The sequence below is a fragment of the Diaphorobacter nitroreducens genome (assembly GCF_002214645.1).
In the GTDB taxonomy this organism is placed as follows: Bacteria; Pseudomonadota; Gammaproteobacteria; order Burkholderiales; family Burkholderiaceae_C; genus Diaphorobacter; species Diaphorobacter nitroreducens.
The window spans coordinates 139,096-157,362 of the sequence record NZ_CP016278.1; the positions used below are offsets into that span (position 1 = coordinate 139,096).

Consider the following 18,267-nt stretch of genomic DNA (forward strand, 5'->3'; position numbering starts at 1 on the left):
GGAAAACGCGCTAAGTCATGCACAGGTTTTCCATGGCTTGTTCACTTGTTATTCAGCAATTTGAGATGTGTTGGTTGAATAAGATGTGGATAAGTGCCTCGTTGCAGCCCGGCAACGACCCCGGGCGCTTGTAGGACGCACCCCTTGTCGGGGCCTTTTTGCCTACAATGAAGCTCCAACTATCGCAGTTGCCAAAGATTGTTGGTTCAGGGCGCGTCGCTTGTTTGACGCGCCCTTTTTTCTTGTCATGAGCCTTGCAGTTCAAATACTTGTCGTATCCCGTTGATGAACCACATCAGAAATTTTTCGATCATTGCGCACATTGACCACGGCAAGTCCACGCTTGCTGACCGCATCATCCAACGCTGCGGGGGACTGGCCGACCGGGAGATGGAAGCACAGGTGCTCGACTCGATGGACATCGAGAAGGAGCGCGGGATCACCATCAAGGCGCAGACCGCGGCACTGCAATACAAAGCGCGTGATGGCAAGGTCTACAACCTGAACCTGATCGATACGCCGGGCCACGTGGACTTCTCTTATGAGGTGTCGCGCTCGCTTTCGGCGTGTGAGGGTGCATTGCTGGTGGTCGATGCATCGCAGGGCGTCGAGGCGCAGACCGTGGCCAACTGCTACACCGCGCTGGATCTGGGTGTGGAAGTGCTGCCCGTGCTCAACAAGATGGATCTGCCCCAGGCCGATCCAGACACCGCCAAGGCCGAGATCGAGGATGTAATCGGCATCGACGCAAGCGAAGCCATTGCCATTTCGGCCAAGACAGGCATGGGCATCGACGACGTGCTGGAGCAGATCGTTGCCAAGGTGCCGGCCCCGCGCGGCCAGTCCGAGGCGCCGCTGCGCGCGATGATCATCGATAGTTGGTTTGACTCCTACGTGGGCGTCGTCATGCTGGTCCGTGTGGTCGATGGCCGGTTGCAGAAGGGCGAACGCTTCAAGATGATGGCCAGCGGCGCTGCCTACGAGGCGAACAACCTCGGTGTGTTCACGCCCGCGCAGCAGTCGCGCGATGCGTTGGAGGCGGGCGAGGTGGGCTACATCATCGCCGGCATCAAGGAACTGAAGGCAGCGAAGGTGGGCGACACCATCACGCTGGAAAAGAAGCTGCCCAACAACCTGGGCCCCGCCACGGAGGCGCTGCCGGGCTTCAAGGAAATCCAGCCCCAGGTGTTTGCCGGCCTGTACCCGACGGAAGCCAACCAATACGACGCGCTGCGCGACGCCCTGGAAAAGCTGCAGCTCAACGATGCGTCGCTGCACTTCGAACCCGAGGTTTCGCAGGCGCTGGGCTTTGGCTTCCGGTGCGGCTTCCTGGGGCTGCTGCACATGGAGATCGTGCAGGAACGCCTGGAGCGCGAATTCGACCAGGACCTGATCACCACCGCGCCCAGCGTGGTGTACGAGGTGGTCAAGGGCGACGGCGAGGTCATTATGGTCGAGAACCCGTCCAAGATGCCCGACCAGGGCAAGATTCAGGAGATCCGCGAGCCCATCGTGACCGTGCACCTGTATATGCCGCAGGACTACGTGGGCCCGGTCATGACGCTGGCCAACCAGAAGCGCGGCGTGCAGATGAACATGCAGTACCACGGCCGCCAGGTCATGCTGACCTACGAACTGCCGCTGGGCGAGATCGTGCTGGACTTCTTCGATAAGCTCAAGAGCGTCTCGCGCGGCTATGCCTCGATGGACTATGAGTTCAAGGAGTACCGCCCTTCCGACGTGGTCAAGGTGGACATCCTGCTCAACGGCGAAAAGGTGGACGCGCTGTCCATCATCGTCCACCGCAGCCAGTCGCAATACCGCGGCCGCGCGGTGGCGGCGAAGATGCGCGAGATCATCTCGCGTCAGATGTTCGACGTGGCCATCCAGGCGGCCATCGGCGCCAACATCATCGCGCGCGAGACCATCAAGGCATTGCGCAAGAACGTGCTGGCCAAGTGCTACGGCGGCGACATTACCCGCAAGCGCAAGCTGCTGGAAAAGCAGAAGGCAGGCAAGAAACGCATGAAGCAGATTGGTTCGGTGGAGGTGCCGCAAGAGGCCTTCCTGGCGATTCTGCAGGTTGAGGATTGATCGCTGTGCAAGTCATGCAATACATCACGGCCGCGGTGCTCGCGGCATTCGTGGGCTATGTGGGCGCGTGGTATTTCGGCGCGCTCGAGGGCAACTTCGCGCTGCTGCTGTTCCTGGCTACGGTGGTGACCGGGGCGTACTGGCTGGCCGAGCGCTTCATCTTCCTGCCCCGGCGCCGCCAGGCCGCGCAGGCGCTGGAGGCCGCCGCGGCCCAGCGCCGCGCCGAGTTGGATCGCATGGGCATTCAGAAGGTGGACCAGGACGACCTCCAGGAAGCCAAGGGGCGCATCCTCATGCAGCCCTGGTGGCTGGACTGGACTGCGGGGCTCTTTCCCGTGATCGCCATCGTCTTTCTGCTGCGCTCGTTCCTGTTCGAGCCCTTCAAGATTCCCTCGGGGTCGATGATCCCGACGCTGCTCGTGGGCGACCTGATCCTGGTGAACAAGTTCACCTATGGCCTGCGCCTGCCCGTGATCAACACCAAGATCACTGAAGGCAATCCGCTGCAGCGTGGTGACGTGGTGGTGTTCCGCTACCCGCCGCAACCCAACATGGACTACATCAAGCGCGTGGTGGGTATCCCAGGGGATGAGGTGGCCTACCTGAACAAGCGCCTGACGGTGAATGGCACGCCGGTGCCCACCACGGCACTACCGGACTTCTTCGACCCGGACGCGATGCGCTATTTCAAGCAGTTCGAAGAGCAACTGGGCGCACACCCGCACCGTCTTCTCAACAACCCCGAAGTTCCGGCGTTCGTGCAGGGTGCGAGCAATTACCAATTCCGCGATCAGTGCCGCTACAGCGTCGAGGGCGTGACCTGCAAGGTGCCTGAAGGGCACTACTTCATGATGGGTGACAACCGCGATAATTCGCTCGATTCGCGCTACTGGGGGTTCGTGCCGGACGGGAACATCGTGGGCAAGGCCTTCTTCGTGTGGATGAACTTCGGTAATCTCAAGCGCATCGGACCGTTCAACTAACCAGTATTGGCAGAGAGGGAAGCAGACATGGGAGCACAACGCACCACCACTCGTTCGCGTCAGCGGGGGCTGTCGTTCATCGGCGTGATTTTCGTGGGCCTGATCGCTGTGGCCGCATTCGCGATCGGCGGGCAGTCCGTACCCATCTTCCTGGAATACTTCGCGATCAAGAAGGCCGCAGCGAAGGCGGCGCGCGACGGCTCGACGGTGCCCGAGATCCGCGTGGCATTCGACAGGGCAGCCCAAATCGACGACATCCATTCCATTGCCGGCAAGGACCTGGAAATCACCAAGCGGAACGAGAAGATCGTGGTGTCATTCAGCTATTCGCGTGAAATTGCCCTGGCGGGACCGGCCTTCCTGGTCTACCGCTTCCAGGAATCGACCCAACCCCCGAATTACTAGTCTTAGTGCAACCGGCCAGTCTCTCCACGCTGCAGCAACGCCTGCAGCATCAGTTCTCCGATGCGTCGCTGCTGCAGCGCGCGCTCACCCACCGCAGCTTCAGCGCGGACCACAACGAACGCCTGGAATTCCTGGGCGACTCGGTGCTGAGCCTCGCGGTCTCCAGCCTGCTGTTTCGCCGCATGCGCGACCTGCCCGAAGGGGAGTTGTCGCGCGTGCGTGCACTGCTCGTCAAGCAGGACTCGCTGCACCAGATCGCCGTGCGGCTGCAGTTGCCGCCGGTGCTGCGCCTGGGGGAGGGCGAGGCCAAGTCCGGCGGCAAGCTGCGCCCGTCCATCCTGGCCGATGCATTGGAGGCGATCATCGGCGCGGTGTACCTGGATGCGGGCTATGAGTGCGCCGAACGGCTGGTGCACCGCCTGTTCGAGGGCGTGGAATTGAGTCCGCGCTTGCAGGAGGCTGCGAAGGATGCCAAGACCGCGTTGCAGGAGTGGCTGCAGGGCCGCAAAATGAATCTGCCTCAGTACCGGGTCGTCTCCACCACGGGCGCCGCGCACAACCAGGTGTTCCATGTGGAGTGCGAGGTGGTCGAGTTGCAGCGCGTGGAGCGCGGCAGCGGCGCATCGCGCCGCGCCGCTGAGCAGGCCGCTGCCGGTGCCATGCTGGTCCAGTTGAAAGCGAAAAACGTATGAATGCTACTGAAACCGTAGCTGGTAGCGCAGACGATTCGGGCGCTAGCGGCCAAAATGACCTGGAAGCCATGCTGGCGGCCGCGCGCCCCGGCGGCGATGCCCCGGCCGAGGCCAGCGGGCAGCGCTGCGGGCTGATCGCCATCGTGGGCAAACCCAATGTGGGCAAGTCCACGCTGATGAATGCGCTGGTGGGGCAGAAGATTTCCATCACCAGTCGCAAGGCGCAGACCACGCGCCACCGTATCACGGGCATCCGCACACGCGGCGCCACGCAGTTCGTGTTCGTGGACACGCCGGGCTTTCAGACCCGGCATTCCACCGCGCTCAACAAGTCGCTCAACAAGACCGTGATGGGCGCGATTGGCGACGTGGACCTGATTCTCTTCGTGGTCGAGGCCGGCAGCTTCACGCTGGCCGACGCCAAGGTGCTGTCGCTGTTCAAGCCGGGCATCCCCACGCTGCTCATCGCCAACAAGCTCGATACCGTGCATCGCCGCGCCGAGATCGCACCGTGGCTGCGGGACATGCAGGGCCGCCACCCGTTCGCGGAGTTCGTGCCCATGTCGGCCAAGAACAAGGGCGATATCGAGCGCCTGTACGGCATCTGCGAAAAGTACCTGCCCGAGCAGCCCTGGTGGTATGCCGAGGACGAATTGACCGACCGCAGCGAGAAATTCCTCGCCTCTGAAACCGTGCGCGAGAAGCTGTTCCGCTTCACGGGCGACGAATTGCCCTACACCTCTACGGTGGTCATCGACAAGTTCGATGAGGAAAAGAGCAAGCAGCACAAGCGCTTCATCCGCATCGCGGCCACCATTGTGGTGGAGCGCGACGGTCACAAGGCCATGGTGATCGGCGAAAAGGGCGAACGCCTGAAGCGCATCAGCACCGAGGCACGGCAGGAGCTTGAAAAGCTCATGGATGCCAAGGTGTTTCTGGAGGTCTGGGTCAAGGTGCGTTCCGGCTGGGCCGATGATGAAGCGCGCGTGCGCTCCTTCGGTTATGAATAGGACCGTCCCGTGAACGGCTGTGCCGTCTTCCCCTGCGCGCGGCGCTGCGTTTCGCGGGCACAGGGGTGACGCGGTGGCTGGGCAAGGCTCGCTCCGCGCAGGCTTCTGGCGTGGCCCGTTTCGCTGCTCTCTGACGGGTGGTGCAGTGGCGACGTCACGCGGCGCGGGTGATGCTTGCACACGGATTTTCAAGCAAATCAGCCTCCAGCGCTCATCTGTCAAGCGCTGGGAGCTATTAAAAAAATAGCAATTCATGGCCGCCCGCCGCATCGCCGACGAGCCCGCCTACGTACTCCACAGCTACGACTGGAGCGAATCTAGCCTGATCCTGGAGACGTTCACGCGCCATTACGGCCGCGTGGCGCTGGTCGCCAAAGGGGCGAAGAAGCCCACCTCCAACTTTCGGCCCGTGCTGCTGCCGCTGCAGCCGCTGCGGGTGACCTACACGCTGGGCGGCGAGGGGCATGGTGAGATCCATGCGCTCAAGGGCGCGGAGTGGGCGGGTGGCCATGTCATGCCGACGGGTGATGCGTTGCTGTCGGGCCTGTACCTCAACGAACTGCTCCTGCGGCTGCTGGCGCGTGAGGACACCCACGCGCCGCTGTTCGATACCTATGCCGGCGTGGTGCGCGTGCTGGCAACCGTGGACCACGAGGGGGAACATGGCGATGCGCTGGAGCCCGTGCTGCGCAGCTTCGAGCTGCTGCTGCTGCGCGAGATCGGCCTGCTGCCGGGCCTGGATGCCGAGACCTCCACGCTTGCTCCGCTGCACGCGGCGGCGCGCTACGCGCTCGTGCCGGAAGCCGGCCTGCGCCCGGCCGTGCCGGCCGACCGGGCGGCGCTTTCGGGAGGCCAGTGGCTGGCCCTGCAGGGCGCGCTGGACGAGCCCGCGCGCTACACCGCCACGCTGCGGGCCATCGCGACAGCCGAGGCGCCGGTGGCGGCCGATCTCAAGACGCAGTTGCGTGCGCTGCTGCAATACCACTGCGGCAGCCCCTTGCTGCGCACGCGCCAGCTGATGATGGATCTGCAGAAACTCTGAGAAGTTGTCCTCAGGCTTTCCACGCGGCGCGTGGTCTTAGCTCCGTGCCCAGGCGCCGTGACATATCTTGCCAATGGCACGCGCTGTCGGCGCCCGATGTGCCGTGCAGACGGGCCAGTCCGCGAGAATCGCTTCCGCGATGGGTTTGAGGGCAGCTTTTGAAACACAGACAACGGGAGGGAACAGGGCATGGAGCATGGCAGGGCAAGAGGGTGGATGATTGGCTGGGCGATCGCGCAGGGCGCCGCATTGTGGGCGTTGCATGGGCTGCTGCCGAAGGGCAACGCCGCTGTGCTCTGGCCGCTCTACGCCGTGGTGCTGGTGGTGCCGCCGACCCTGCAACTGCTGGCCGCGCACCGTGCACGCCGCCTGCTGTGGGTGCACGCGGCGGCCCTGGCCATGGTGTTCGCCGCTGCCGCGGCTTATGCGGGCCATGCATCGTTGGGTGAGAACCGCGGCCGCGCCGCCATGGCCCTGGGGGTGCTGCTGTCCTGCAGCTGGTTCGTGCTGCTGCCTTTTGCCGAGCAACGCCTGGCCAGCGGCACCTGGGCGCGCGACTACGCCCGGCTCTTCGCCACGGCCTGGCGCCATGCCTTCCAGTTGCTGTTGGCGGGCCTGTTCGCGGGGTTGTTCTGGGCCCTGCTGTTCCTGCTGGCCGGGCTGTTCAAGGTGCTGGGCGTGTCGCTCTTCATGGACACATTCACCAGCCGCCCGTTCGTCTACATGGCCACCCCGATGGCGTTCAGCCTGGGACTGTCGCTGTACGCGGCGCGGGAAGAGGCGTTGGCGGGTTTCTGGCGTTCGATGCTCCAGGTGCTGGGCTGGCTGTTGCCGCTGGCCTGCCTGATCGCTGTGCTGTTCCTCGTGGCGCTGCCGGTGCGCGGCCTGGCGCCGCTGTGGAAGACTGGGCACGCCACGGCGCTCATGCTCGGTCTCATGGCGTGGCTGGTGTTTCTGTTCAACGTGGCCTGGAGCGACGGCCGGGCGGAAAGCCAGCGCTTCGGCCCCGGGCTGCAGCGCTTTTGCGCGGCCGGCCTGCTGGCAATGCCCGTGTATGCCGCGCTGTGCGCCTATGCGCTGGGACTGCGGGTGGCGCAGTATGGCTGGAGCGCGGACCGCGTCTGGGCCGCGCTGGCCGTGGCCCTGATGGCGGTCTACGCCGTCGGGTATGCGGTGGCCGCACTGCGGCGCGGTGCGCCCTGGATGGCGCTGGCGCGGCGGGTGAACGTGGCAGCGGCCTGGCTGGCCGTTGCGCTGGCCTTGTTGACCTGCACGCCCGTGCTGGACCCGGCGCGCATCGCTGTCGCCAGCCAGCTGGCGCGCCTGCAGGCGCAGCGCGTGGACGTGCAGGCCTTCGACTTCCGCTACCTGCGCTGGGACGCGGGCCGGGCCGGTCGCGCGGCGTTGGAGCAGTTGGCGCAGGAGCAGAGCCACCCCCAGGCCGCGCAGATCCGGGAACAGGCCCAGGCGGCCCAGCAGGACACGCACCGGTACGCGCGGGGCCGTGGAGCGCCTGTTTGGACCGCCGAGACCCTGCGCGCCCGGTTGCAGCCGTTTCCCGCCGAGGCGGCGCCCGATGCCGCATGGCTTGAATTCCTGCTCACCCAGCTGCGGGGGAACCAGCTGTCGCTGACCTGCACCGAGGCCGCGCCCTGTCCCGTGCTGCGCATCGACCTGGACGGTGACGGGCAGGCGGAGCAGGTGCTGCTCAGCGGTTATGCGAGCCAAGTGTTCGCGCGGGACGGTGCGCGGTGGCGGACGGTGGGGCGTCTGCAGGGCAACCTCCGGCATGTGCAGGGCGCGCGGGCCGGGCAGTGGGTGGAGCAGGGCGTCCAGACCCAGCCGCCCCGTTGGCGCGACCTGGTGATCGGCGGCGAGCGCTACTCGGTGCGCGAGACGGACTGAGGTGGCCCGGCGGCGTTGCGCAGGCGCCCCGGCGCGGCCGCAACCCGCGCCGCCGCGCGCCGTGGCCTTGCGCAGCGTCGTCCCCGCCCCCGTCGCAGATTGCTATATTGCCTAGCTTCACGCCACCGCTTCGCATCCCATGACCACCTCCCATGCGCGCACCGCCCTCTCCGTGAACGTCAACAAAGTGGCGCTGGTGCGCAACACCCGCCATCTGGGCATTCCCAGCGTGCTGCGCGCCGCGCAGCTGTGCCTGGAGGCGGGGGCGCAGGGCATCACCGTCCATCCGCGCCCCGACGAGCGGCACATCCGTGCGCACGATGTGTACCAACTGGCCGAGCTGCTCAAGCAATGGCCGCAGGCCGAGTACAACATCGAGGGCAACCCCACGCACAACCTGATGGAGTTCATCCGCCGGGTGCGCCCGCACCAGGCCACCTTCGTGCCCGACAGCCAGGACCAGTTCACCAGCGACCACGGCTGGAGCTTTCCGCAAGATGCCGAGCGCCTGGCGCCCCTGATTGCCGAATGCCGGCAGTTGGGCGTGCGCGTGAGCCTGTTCATGGACCCCGTGCCCGAGCAGATGGCCGCCGCGCGCGCCGTGGGGGCCGACCGCGTGGAGCTGTACACCGAGCCTTACGCCGCCGCCTGGGGCACGCCGCAGCAGGCCGTGCAACTGGAGCGCTACCGTGCTGCCGCACAGGCTGCGCTGGATGTCGGCCTGGGGGTGAACGCGGGCCACGACCTCAGCCGCGACAACCTGGCGGACTTCCTGGCCCACGTGCCTGGCGTGCTGGAGGTGTCCATCGGCCATGCGCTGATCGCCGATGCGCTGGAGTTGGGCTACGGCGACACGGTGCGCGCCTACCAGCGCTGCATCGCCCAGGGCATGACGGAGCGGGGACTCCTGAAACCATAGCTGCTGGCGCTTGTTGGATAAGCGCTAGAGACCTATTTGACTCATAACCCCATGATCTACGGCATCGGTACCGACATCTGCGACGTGCGCCGCATCCGCGCCAGCCTGGCGTGCCATGGCGATCGCTTCGCCGAAAAGGTGCTGGCCGATGGCGAGCTGGCCACCTGGCGCGCCCGCTCGGCACGCTGGCCCGAGCGCGGCGTGCGCTACCTGGCCACGCGCTTTTCTGCCAAGGAGGCGTTCAGCAAGGCCATCGGCTTGGGGCTGCACATGCCCATGACCTGGCGGCACTGCGAGGTGGCCAACCTGCCCAGCGGCCAGCCCACAATCGTGCTGCACGGCGCGCTGCAGGACTGGTTTGCCGCGCGCGGCCTGCGCTGCCACCTGAGCGTGACCGACGAGAGCGACTACGCCGCCAGCTTCTGCGTGGTCGAGAAAGATTGAAGCCAAATCAGCCCGCAGCGCTTGTGTGGCAAGCGCTGGTAGCTATCAAAATGAAAGCATGTAACCCATGACAGAACACGCACCCCTCATCATCGACGTGGCCGGCACGCAGCTCACCGCCACCGATCGCCAGCGCTTGGCCCACCCGCTCGTGGGCGGCGTGATCCTGTTCGCGCGCAACTGGGAGCACCGCGCGCAGTTGCTGGAACTCACCGCCGCCATCAAGGCCGTGCGGGGCGACCTGCTGATCTGCGTGGACCACGAGGGCGGTCGCGTGCAGCGCTTCAAGACCGATGGCTTCACGCACATCCCGCCCATGCGTGCCTTCGGTGAACTGTGGATGGACGACGGCAAGGGCAGCAAGCACCGCGAAGGCAGCGGCGCCCTGCGCGCCATGGACGCCGCCACGGCGGCGGGCTACGTGCTGGGCAGCGAGCTGCGCGCCTGCGGTGTGGACTTCTCCTTCACGCCGGTGCTCGACCTGGACTACGGCGCCAGCGGCGTGATCGGCGACCGGGCCTTTGCCCGCGACCCGCGCGTGGTCGCCATGCTGGCGCGCGCGCTCATGCAGGGCCTGCTGCAGGCCGGCATGGCCAATTGCGGCAAGCATTTCCCGGGCCACGGCTTCGTAGCGGCCGATTCGCACACCGAGATTCCGGTGGACCGCCGCAGTCTCACGGCGATCCTGGCCGACGACGCGGCCCCGTACCCGTGGCTGTCCACGGTGCTCACCAGCGTGATGCCCGCGCATGTGATCTACCCCAAGGTGGACAACCGCCCGGCGGGCTTCTCCACCAAGTGGCTGCAGGACATCCTGCGCGGACGGCTGCGCTTTGACGGCGCCGTTTTCAGCGACGACCTGAGCATGGAAGGCGCGCGCCGTCTCGATGGCGAGGTGGTCAGCTACACCGACGCCGGTGTGGCCGCGCTCAATGCCGGCTGCGACCTGGTGCTGCTGTGCAACCAGAGCCTGGGCGGCGGCGCGGCGGTGGACGAACTCATCGATGGCCTGGCCTCCGCGCAGGCCGCGGGCCGCTGGCAGGCCAGCGGTGCGAGCGAGGCGCGCCGCCTGGCCCTGCTGCCCGAGACACTGCCCCAGCCGTGGGACGACCTCATGGTGCAGCCAGCGTACATGCACGCGCTGGACCTGCTGCCTTAAAACGGGTGGCGGCGATGCGTGTCGGCGTACTCACCGGCGGGGGCGACTGCCCGGGGCTGAACGCGGTGATCCGCGCGGTCACCAAGTCGCTGATCCACCACGGACACTGCGAGGTACTGGGCATCGAAGACGGCTTCGAGGGCCTGATGGGCGAAGCGTCGCGCGCGCGGCTGCTCACCTGGGACCAGGTCTCGGGCATCGTGCACATGGGCGGCACCATCCTGGGCACGAGCAACAGCGCCAACCCGCTGAAGGACGAAGCGACGCTGGCCCAGGTGGAGCGCAACGTGCGCGCGCTGGGCCTGGACGTGGTGGTGGCCATTGGCGGCGACGGCACCATGAGCTTGGCCCATGGCCTGGCGCGGATCGGGCTGCAATGCGTGGGCGTGCCCAAGACCATCGACAACGACATCGCGCTGTGCGAGCGCAGTTTCGGCTTTGACACCGCCGTGGCCACGGCCACCGACGCGCTGCGCCGCATCGAGAGCACCGCTTACAGCCACCACCGCGTCATGATCGTCGAGACCATGGGCCGCCATGCGGGCTGGCTGGCCCTGGAGAGCGGCATTGCCGCCGCGGCCGACGTGATCCTGCTGCCCGAGATCGACTACGACCTGCAGCCCATCATCGAGCGCTGCCGTCGGCGCGAGCAGCGCCAGCGCTACACCATCATCTGCATCGGCGAAGGCGCCAAGGAGCGCGGCGCCGGCCTCACGGTACGCGAGCAGGTGGCCCACAGCCCCGACCCGGTCCGCCTGGGTGGCGTGGGCCATGTGCTGCGCCAGCGGCTGCAGCCGCACCTGCAAAGCGAGGTGCGCACCACCGTGCTGGGCCATGTGCAGCGCGGGGGCGACCCGACCGCGTTCGATCGTGTGCTGGCCACGCGCTTCGGTCACCGGGCGGCGCAACTGGTGATCGATGGCCAGTTCGGCCACATGGTCACGCTACAGGGCGGGCACATCGCCAGTGTCCCCATCGCCCAGGTGGCCAACACCCAGCGCAAGGTGCCGCTGGACCATGAACTGATCGCCATCGCGCGGGCGATCGACGTGTGCCTGGGGGAGTAGATATGCCGGTTGTGCTTCATGTTTAGGAGCTGCTCCCGCTTGATAAGCAAGGCTTAGAGGCAAATTCGATTCGCATTTTGTCCTGCATGCCAATGCGGTCTTATGGCCGTGCCGGCCGGGTGTTCTGCCGCGCATCTGCGACGATCAGGGCTGGCCGGCACGCCGGGCCAGCCAGAGGTAGCCCATCGCTGGCGCCGTTTTTCTGCCGGACAGGCATCGGGAGCCGTATGCGTGAACGAGTGAATCTTGGAAAGAGCGCCCCCGCGCTGTATCAGGCGGTGGTGGAGTGGGACCGGTTGGCGTCCGAGGCTGCGGCACAGGCCGGCATCGCGACGGGGTTCGCGGACCTCCTGCGCCTGCGGGCATCCCAGCTCAACCAGTGCGCCTTCTGTGTCAGGCTGCACGCACGGACGCGCTGGCCAGCCAGGAGAGCGGCGACCGCATTGCGGTGCTGCCCGCGTGGCGTGAAACCGATTACTTCAGCCCGAAGGAGCGCGCCGCTCTGGAACTGGTGGAGGCCGTCACCTTGGTCGCGGACGGGCAGGTGCCCGATGCCGTTTACGCGCAGGCGGCAGGCGTCTTGTCCAAGGAGGAGATAGCCGCCGTTGAATGGCTGGCGGTGGTCATCAACGCCTGGAACCGGATCGCCATCTCCAGCCGCTACCCCGTCAGGGCCTGACGGCGGCGTGCCGCCGCAGCGGCCCATGCTCTTACGTAAAGTCCGCCGCATGGTGGGCGCCGGACAAGCGCGCGGCGGTCTCGCCGGGGGGCCTGGCACCGGCGGAGCTTCGGCATGAGTGCTCCTGTTTCAGGAGCTGATTGCGCTTATCCAGTGGGAGTTTCAAGCCTCCTGGGCTTATTTTTCGGCATGCCGCTCTTCACGGCGGCAGCGCGTCACGTCGTGTATCCGCCCCTTGTGCCGCCGGCTTTCATGTGACGCCCTCCCGGACCGCGGCATGCGCACGGTGGCATTGGCAGGCGCCAGTTCTCAAGCCCCTGTCCTACGCGCGAGCCCGGTGTGGGTGCTTAGCGTCACAACCCTTCCTCTGCCGTATTCCTCCGCAATACGGATACGGCACACCATGGACGCTCGTGCGGACGACACGCCCTGAGCGTGCGGGCATGGCTGGATGGGGAAGAACGTCCACACGAATCAGGTGTGCCTGAACGCACTCACCCTGCCTTTGGCACGAATGAGCCGCACGATAAGGAGCCCTTCGATGAGCCATTTCCTCGATCGCCTGACGTACTTCACCCAGCCGCGCGAGTTCTTTGCCGATGGCCACGGCCACGTCACGGGCGAGGACCGGACCTGGGAGGATGCCTACCGCAACCGCTGGGCGCACGACAAGATCGTGCGCTCCACCCACGGCGTGAACTGTACGGGCAGCTGTTCCTGGAAGATCTACGTCAAGGGCGGCATCGTCACCTGGGAAACCCAGCAGACCGACTACCCGCGCACGCGCCCCGACATGCCCAACCACGAGCCGCGTGGCTGCGCCCGCGGCGCCAGCTACAGCTGGTATCTGTACAGCGCCAATCGCGTGAAATACCCCATGGTGCGTGCCCGCCTGCTGCGTGCCTGGCGTGCGGCCCGCCAGACCATGCGGCCCGTGGAGGCTTGGGCGTTCGTCGTCGGCAACGAGGAGGCTCGCCAGGACTACCAGCGCATGCGGGGTTTGGGGGGCTTTGCCCGCTCGACCTGGGACGAAGTGAACGAGATCATCGCGGCGGCGAACGTGTACACCATCAAGCGCCACGGACCGGACCGCATCATCGGCTTCTCGCCCATCCCGGCCATGTCAATGATCAGCTACGCGGCGGGCTCGCGCTACCTCAGCTTGATCGGCGGCGTGTGCATGAGCTTCTACGACTGGTACTGCGACCTGCCGCCCGCCAGCCCGCAGGTGTGGGGCGAGCAGACCGATGTGCCCGAGTCCGCTGACTGGTACAACTCGGGCTTTCTGATCGCCTGGGGCTCCAACGTGCCGCAGACGCGCACGCCGGATGCGCACTTCTTCACCGAGGTGCGCTACAAGGGCACGACGACGGTCGCCATCACCCCCGACTACTCCGAAGTCGCCAAGCTGGCCGACATCTGGATGAACCCCAAGCAGGGTACCGATGCCGCCGTGGCCATGGCCATGGGGCATGTGATCCTGAAAGAGTTCTACTTTCCCGACCAGGGCGAGAGGAGCCGCTACTTCGACGACTACGTGCGACGCTACACCGACATGCCCATGCTGGTCATGCTCAAGGAGCAAGTGCTGCAGAGCGGCGAGACCGTGATGGTGCCCGACCGCTATGTGCGCGCGTCGGACTTCGACGGTGCGCTGGGTCAGGCCAACAACCCGGAGTGGAAGACCGTCGCGCTGGACGAGGCCGGCCGCGTTGTCGTGCCGCGGGGTGCCATCGGGTTCCGCTGGGGGCCCGAAGGGCATGTGGACCAGGGGCAGTGGAACCTGGAGGCCAAGGAGGCGCAGGAAGGCCGTGATGTCACGCTGCGCCTGTCGCTGCTGGAGGACACACCAGCGGCCTCGGCCACCACGGCACGCGTGGGGTTCCCGTACTTCGGGGCCGCAACCACGGAGCACTTCACGCCCAACGTGCAGCCCGACGTGCTCGTGCGCACGGTGCCGGTGCAAAGCCTGACGCTGGGCGGGCGCAGCGTGCAGGTGGCCAGCGTGTTCGACCTGCAGGTGGCGCACTACGGCATCGCGCGTGGGCTGCCGGGCGAGATGGCCGCGCGCAGCTTCGATGACGACACGCCCTTCACCCCCGCCTGGCAGGAAAAATCACAGGTACGCCGCGCGCACAGGTGATCGCTGTGGCGCGCCAGTTTGCCGAGAACGCGGACAAGACCCACGGCAAGTCCATGGTGATCATCGGTGCGGCCATGAACCATTGGTACCACAGCGACATGAACTACCGCGGTGTGGTCAACATGCTCATGATGTGCGGCTGCATTGGCAAGAGCGGTGGCGGTTGGGCGCACTACGTGGGCCAGGAGAAGCTGCGGCCGCACACCGGCTGGGCGGCGCTGGCCTTCGCGCTGGACTGGATCCGCCCGCCGCGGCAGATGAACGGCACCAGCTTTTTCTATGCGCAGACCGACCAGTGGCGCTACGAGAAGCTGGGCATCGAAGAGGTGCTGTCGCCGCTGGCGGACAAGTCCCAGTACGGCGGCAGCATGATCGACTACAACGTGCGTGCCGAGCGCATGGGCTGGCTACCATCGGCTCCGCAGCTCCAGACCAACCCGCTGCAAGTGGCGCGGGACGCGGCGGCCAAGGGCATGGACCCCAAGGACTACGTGGTGCAGTCGCTGCAGGACGGCACCTTGCGGATGAGCTGCGAGGACCCGGACCATCCTGACAACTGGCCGCGCAACATGTTCGTGTGGCGTTCCAACATCCTGGGCAGCTCGGGCAAGGGGCATGAGTACTTCCTCAAGCATTTGCTGGGCACCAGCAGCGGCGTGCAGGGCAAGGACCTGGGCGCGCAGGATGCCAGACCCAGCGAAGTGGTCTGGCACGACAAGGCGCCTGAGGGCAAGCTGGACCTGCTGGTGACGTTGGACTTCCGCATGAGCACGACCTGCCTGTATTCGGACATCGTGCTGCCCACGGCCACCTGGTACGAGAAGAACGACCTCAACACCAGCGACATGCACCCCTTCATCCACCCGCTGTCCACGGCCGTGGACCCGGGCTGGCAATCGCGCAGCGATTGGGACATTTACAAGGGATTCGCCCAGAAATTCAGCGAAGTCTGCGCGGGCCACCTGGGCGTGGAGCGCGACGTGGTGCTGTCGCCGCTGATGCACGACACCCCGGCCGAGTTGGCACAGCCCTTTGGCGTATCGGAATGGGCACGCGGTGAGTGCGAGCTGGTCCCCGGCAAGACCGGGCCGCAGATCACGGTGGCTGTGCGCGACTACCCCAATGTCTTTCAGCGCTTCACGGCTCTGGGCCCTCTCATGGGCAAGCTGGGCAATGGCAGCAAGGGCATCGCCTGGGACATGCAGGAGGAAGTGGAGCAGCTTGGCGAACTCAACGGCACGGTGGTGGAGGAGGGCGCCACCCGGGGCATGCCGCGCATCGACAGCGACGTCGATGCCTGCGAGACCGTGCTGCTGCTGGCCCCCGAGACCAACGGTCACGTGGCCGTGAAGGCATGGGCTGCCCTGGAAAAGCAGACCGGCCGCCAGCATGTGCACCTGGCCCTGCACCGCGAGGACGAGAAAATCCGCTTTCGCGACATCCAGGCGCAGCCGCGCAAGATCATCAGCTCGCCCACCTGGAGCGGGCTGGAGAGCGAAAAGGTCAGCTACAACGCCGGCTACACCAACGTGCATGAGCTGATCCCGTGGCGCACCCTCACCGGTCGCCAGCAGTTCTACCTGGACCATCCGTGGATGCAGGCGTTTGGCGAAGGCTTCAGCAACTACCGGCCGCCCGTGGACCTGAAGTCCACGGCAGGCATGCAGGGCATCAAGCCCAACGGCAATCCCGAGATCGCGCTGAACTTCATCACCCCCCACCAGAAGTGGGGCATTCACAGCACATATACCGACAACCTGCTCATGCTCACGTTGAGCCGGGGCGGCCCTTGTGTGTGGATGAACGAGGAGGATGCGCGCTCCGTGGGCATCGCGGACAACGACTGGATCGAGCTGTTCAACCTCAACGGCGCCATTGCCGCGCGCGCCATCGTGAGCCAGCGCGTGAAGCCCGGCATGGTCATGATGTACCACGCGCAGGAGAAGATCGTGAACACGCCCGGCTCCGAGATCACGGGCATGCGCGGCGGCATCCACAACTCCGTGACGCGCGTCGTGCTCAAGCCTACGCACATGATCGGCGGCTACGTGCAGTTCAGCTACGCCTTCAACTACTACGGCACCGTGGGCACCAACCGCGACGAGTTCGTGGTGGTGCGCAAGATGAACCGCATCGACTGGCTGGACACCCCCGTGGCTGCTCAGCTCATCAAGCCCACGCTCGACCAGGGAGAAACCGCATGAGAATCCGCGCGCAAATCGGCATGGTGCTGAATCTGGACAAGTGCATCGGCTGCCACACCTGTTCCGTCACCTGCAAGAACGTCTGGACCAGCCGCCCCGGCATGGAGTTTGCCTGGTTCAACAACGTGGAAAGTAAGCCGGGCATCGGCTACCCCAAGGACTGGGAGAACCAGGACCGCTGGAACGGCGGCTGGGAGCGGCGTGCGGACGGCAGCATCCAGCCGCGTCAGGGGGCCAAGTGGAAGATGCTGATGCGCATCTTCGCCAACCCCAACCTGCCGCAGATCGACGATTACTACGAGCCGTTCACCTTCGACTATGCGCACCTGCAGTCCGCGCCGGAAATGCGTGCCGCGCCCACGGCACGCGCGCGCAGCCTGATCACGGGCCAACAGATGGACAAGATCGAGTGGGGACCGAACTGGGAAGAGATCCTGGGTGGCGAGTTCAGCAAGCGCAGCATGGACAAGAACTTCGAGGACATGCAAAAACAGATGTACGCGGAGTATGAGAACACCTTCATGCTGTACCTGCCGCGCCTGTGCGAACACTGCCTGAACCCGTCCTGCGTGGCGTCGTGCCCCTCGGGCTCGATCTACAAGCGTGAGGAAGACGGCATCGTGTTGATCGACCAGGACAAGTGCCGCGGCTGGCGCATGTGCGTCTCAGGCTGCCCCTACAAGAAGATTTACTACAACTGGAAGAGTGGCAAGGCGGAAAAATGCATCTTCTGCTTTCCGCGCATCGAGGCGGGCCAGCCTACGGTGTGCTCCGAGACCTGCGTGGGTCGCATCCGCTACCTGGGCGTGCTGCTGTATGACGCCGACCGCATCCAGGAAGCCGCCAGCGTGGAGCGTGACCGCGACCTGTACGAGGCGCAGCTGGATATCTTCCTGGACCCCAACGACCCGGACGTGATCCGGCAGGCGCAGATCGACGGCATTCCCGACAGCTGGATGCATGCCGCGCGCAAGAGCCCCGTCTACAAGATGGCAGTGCAATGGAAGGTGGCCCTGCCGCTGCATCCGGAGTTCCGTACGCTGCCCATGGTCTGGTACGTGCCGCCGCTGTCCCCCATCAGTGCCGCCGCGAACGCGGGGCAGTTGGGCGTGGGGGGCCATATCCCGGACGTGAGCCAGTTGCGCATCCCTGTGCAGTATCTGGCCAACCTGCTCACCGCCGGCGATACCGCCCCCGTGGTGAGGGCGCTGGAGAGGATGCTGGCCATGCGTTCCTACCAGCGCAGCAAGCACATCGACCGGCGCCAGGATCTGGACGTGTTGCAACAGGTCGGCCTGACGCAGCAGGAGGTCGAGGAGATGTACCACGTGATGGCAATTGCCAACTACGAGGACCGCTTCGTGATCCCGACAGCGCACCGCGAGTACGCGGAAAACGCCTTCAACGTGCGCGGGGGCTGCGGCTTCAGCTTCGGCAACGGCTGCTCCGACGGCGTCAGCAACGTGAGCCTGTTCGGGGTGGAAAAGCGCCGCACCATTCCCATCAAGGCGGAGATCTGAG

Annotated in this window: 13 protein-coding genes and 1 pseudogene; all 14 read left to right on the forward strand. The window is 65.8% G+C overall.

Going from position 1 to position 18,267, the window contains the following annotated elements; translation table 11 throughout:
• Window positions 1–285: 285 nt before the first annotated feature.
• The 14 genes and pseudogenes from lepA to narH all read left to right on the forward strand — a co-directional run bounded on the left by lepA (window position 286) and on the right by narH (window position 18,266).
• Window positions 286–2,094, forward strand: a complete 1,809-nt coding sequence (lepA, locus tag BA022_RS00635) for a translation elongation factor 4 (protein WP_011806391.1) — start codon at window positions 286–288, stop codon at window positions 2,092–2,094.
• Window positions 2,095–2,099: 5 nt separating this feature from the next.
• Window positions 2,100–3,077 (forward strand): signal peptidase I, encoded by a 978-nt coding sequence (gene lepB / locus BA022_RS00640; protein WP_088888474.1) that lies wholly within the window; start codon window positions 2,100–2,102, stop codon window positions 3,075–3,077.
• Window positions 3,078–3,104: 27 nt separating this feature from the next.
• Window positions 3,105–3,482: a DUF4845 domain-containing protein gene (locus BA022_RS00645; protein ID WP_088886237.1), complete on the forward strand. Its 378-nt coding sequence runs from the start codon at window positions 3,105–3,107 to the stop codon at window positions 3,480–3,482.
• Window positions 3,483–3,487: 5 nt separating this feature from the next.
• Window positions 3,488–4,174: a ribonuclease III gene (rnc, locus tag BA022_RS00650; RefSeq protein ID WP_088886238.1), complete on the forward strand. Its 687-nt coding sequence runs from the start codon at window positions 3,488–3,490 to the stop codon at window positions 4,172–4,174.
• On the forward strand, window positions 4,171–5,184 hold the full coding sequence (gene era, locus BA022_RS00655) for a GTPase Era (RefSeq protein WP_011806387.1): 1,014 nt from the start codon (window positions 4,171–4,173) through the stop codon (window positions 5,182–5,184). Before rnc ends, era begins: the two co-directional genes overlap by 4 nt.
• A 253-nt stretch (window positions 5,185–5,437) precedes the next feature.
• The gene (gene recO, locus BA022_RS00660; protein ID WP_011806386.1) at window positions 5,438–6,226 is read left to right on the forward strand and encodes a DNA repair protein RecO; all 789 of its coding nucleotides are present in this window, start codon (window positions 5,438–5,440) and stop codon (window positions 6,224–6,226) included.
• Window positions 6,227–6,442: 216 nt separating this feature from the next.
• Window positions 6,443–8,131, forward strand: a complete 1,689-nt coding sequence (locus tag BA022_RS00665; protein WP_228403675.1) for a DUF4153 domain-containing protein — start codon at window positions 6,443–6,445, stop codon at window positions 8,129–8,131.
• A 139-nt stretch (window positions 8,132–8,270) separates the two neighbouring features.
• A complete protein-coding gene (locus BA022_RS00670; protein ID WP_088886240.1) occupies window positions 8,271–9,050 on the forward strand; it encodes a pyridoxine 5'-phosphate synthase in 780 nt (259 codons plus the stop codon).
• A 51-nt stretch (window positions 9,051–9,101) separates the two neighbouring features.
• Window positions 9,102–9,494, forward strand: a complete 393-nt coding sequence (gene acpS / locus BA022_RS00675) for a holo-ACP synthase (RefSeq protein ID WP_088886241.1) — start codon at window positions 9,102–9,104, stop codon at window positions 9,492–9,494.
• Window positions 9,495–9,561: 67 nt separating this feature from the next.
• Window positions 9,562–10,653: a beta-N-acetylhexosaminidase gene (gene nagZ / locus BA022_RS00680; RefSeq protein WP_088886242.1), complete on the forward strand. Its 1,092-nt coding sequence runs from the start codon at window positions 9,562–9,564 to the stop codon at window positions 10,651–10,653.
• 14 nt (window positions 10,654–10,667) lie between these two features.
• Window positions 10,668–11,720, forward strand: coding sequence for a 6-phosphofructokinase (locus BA022_RS00685; protein ID WP_088886243.1), 1,053 nt, complete (start codon window positions 10,668–10,670; stop codon window positions 11,718–11,720).
• A 379-nt stretch (window positions 11,721–12,099) separates the two neighbouring features.
• On the forward strand, window positions 12,100–12,399 hold the full coding sequence (locus BA022_RS00690; protein ID WP_228403677.1) for a carboxymuconolactone decarboxylase family protein: 300 nt from the start codon (window positions 12,100–12,102) through the stop codon (window positions 12,397–12,399).
• Window positions 12,400–12,940: 541 nt separating this feature from the next.
• Window positions 12,941–16,746, forward strand: a pseudogene (locus BA022_RS00695) (nitrate reductase subunit alpha).
• The gene (gene narH, locus BA022_RS00700) at window positions 16,743–18,266 is read left to right on the forward strand and encodes a nitrate reductase subunit beta (protein ID WP_088886244.1); all 1,524 of its coding nucleotides are present in this window, start codon (window positions 16,743–16,745) and stop codon (window positions 18,264–18,266) included. The pseudogene BA022_RS00695 and the gene narH overlap by 4 nt, the downstream one beginning before the upstream one ends.
• The last annotated feature ends 1 nt before the right edge of the window (window position 18,267 follow it).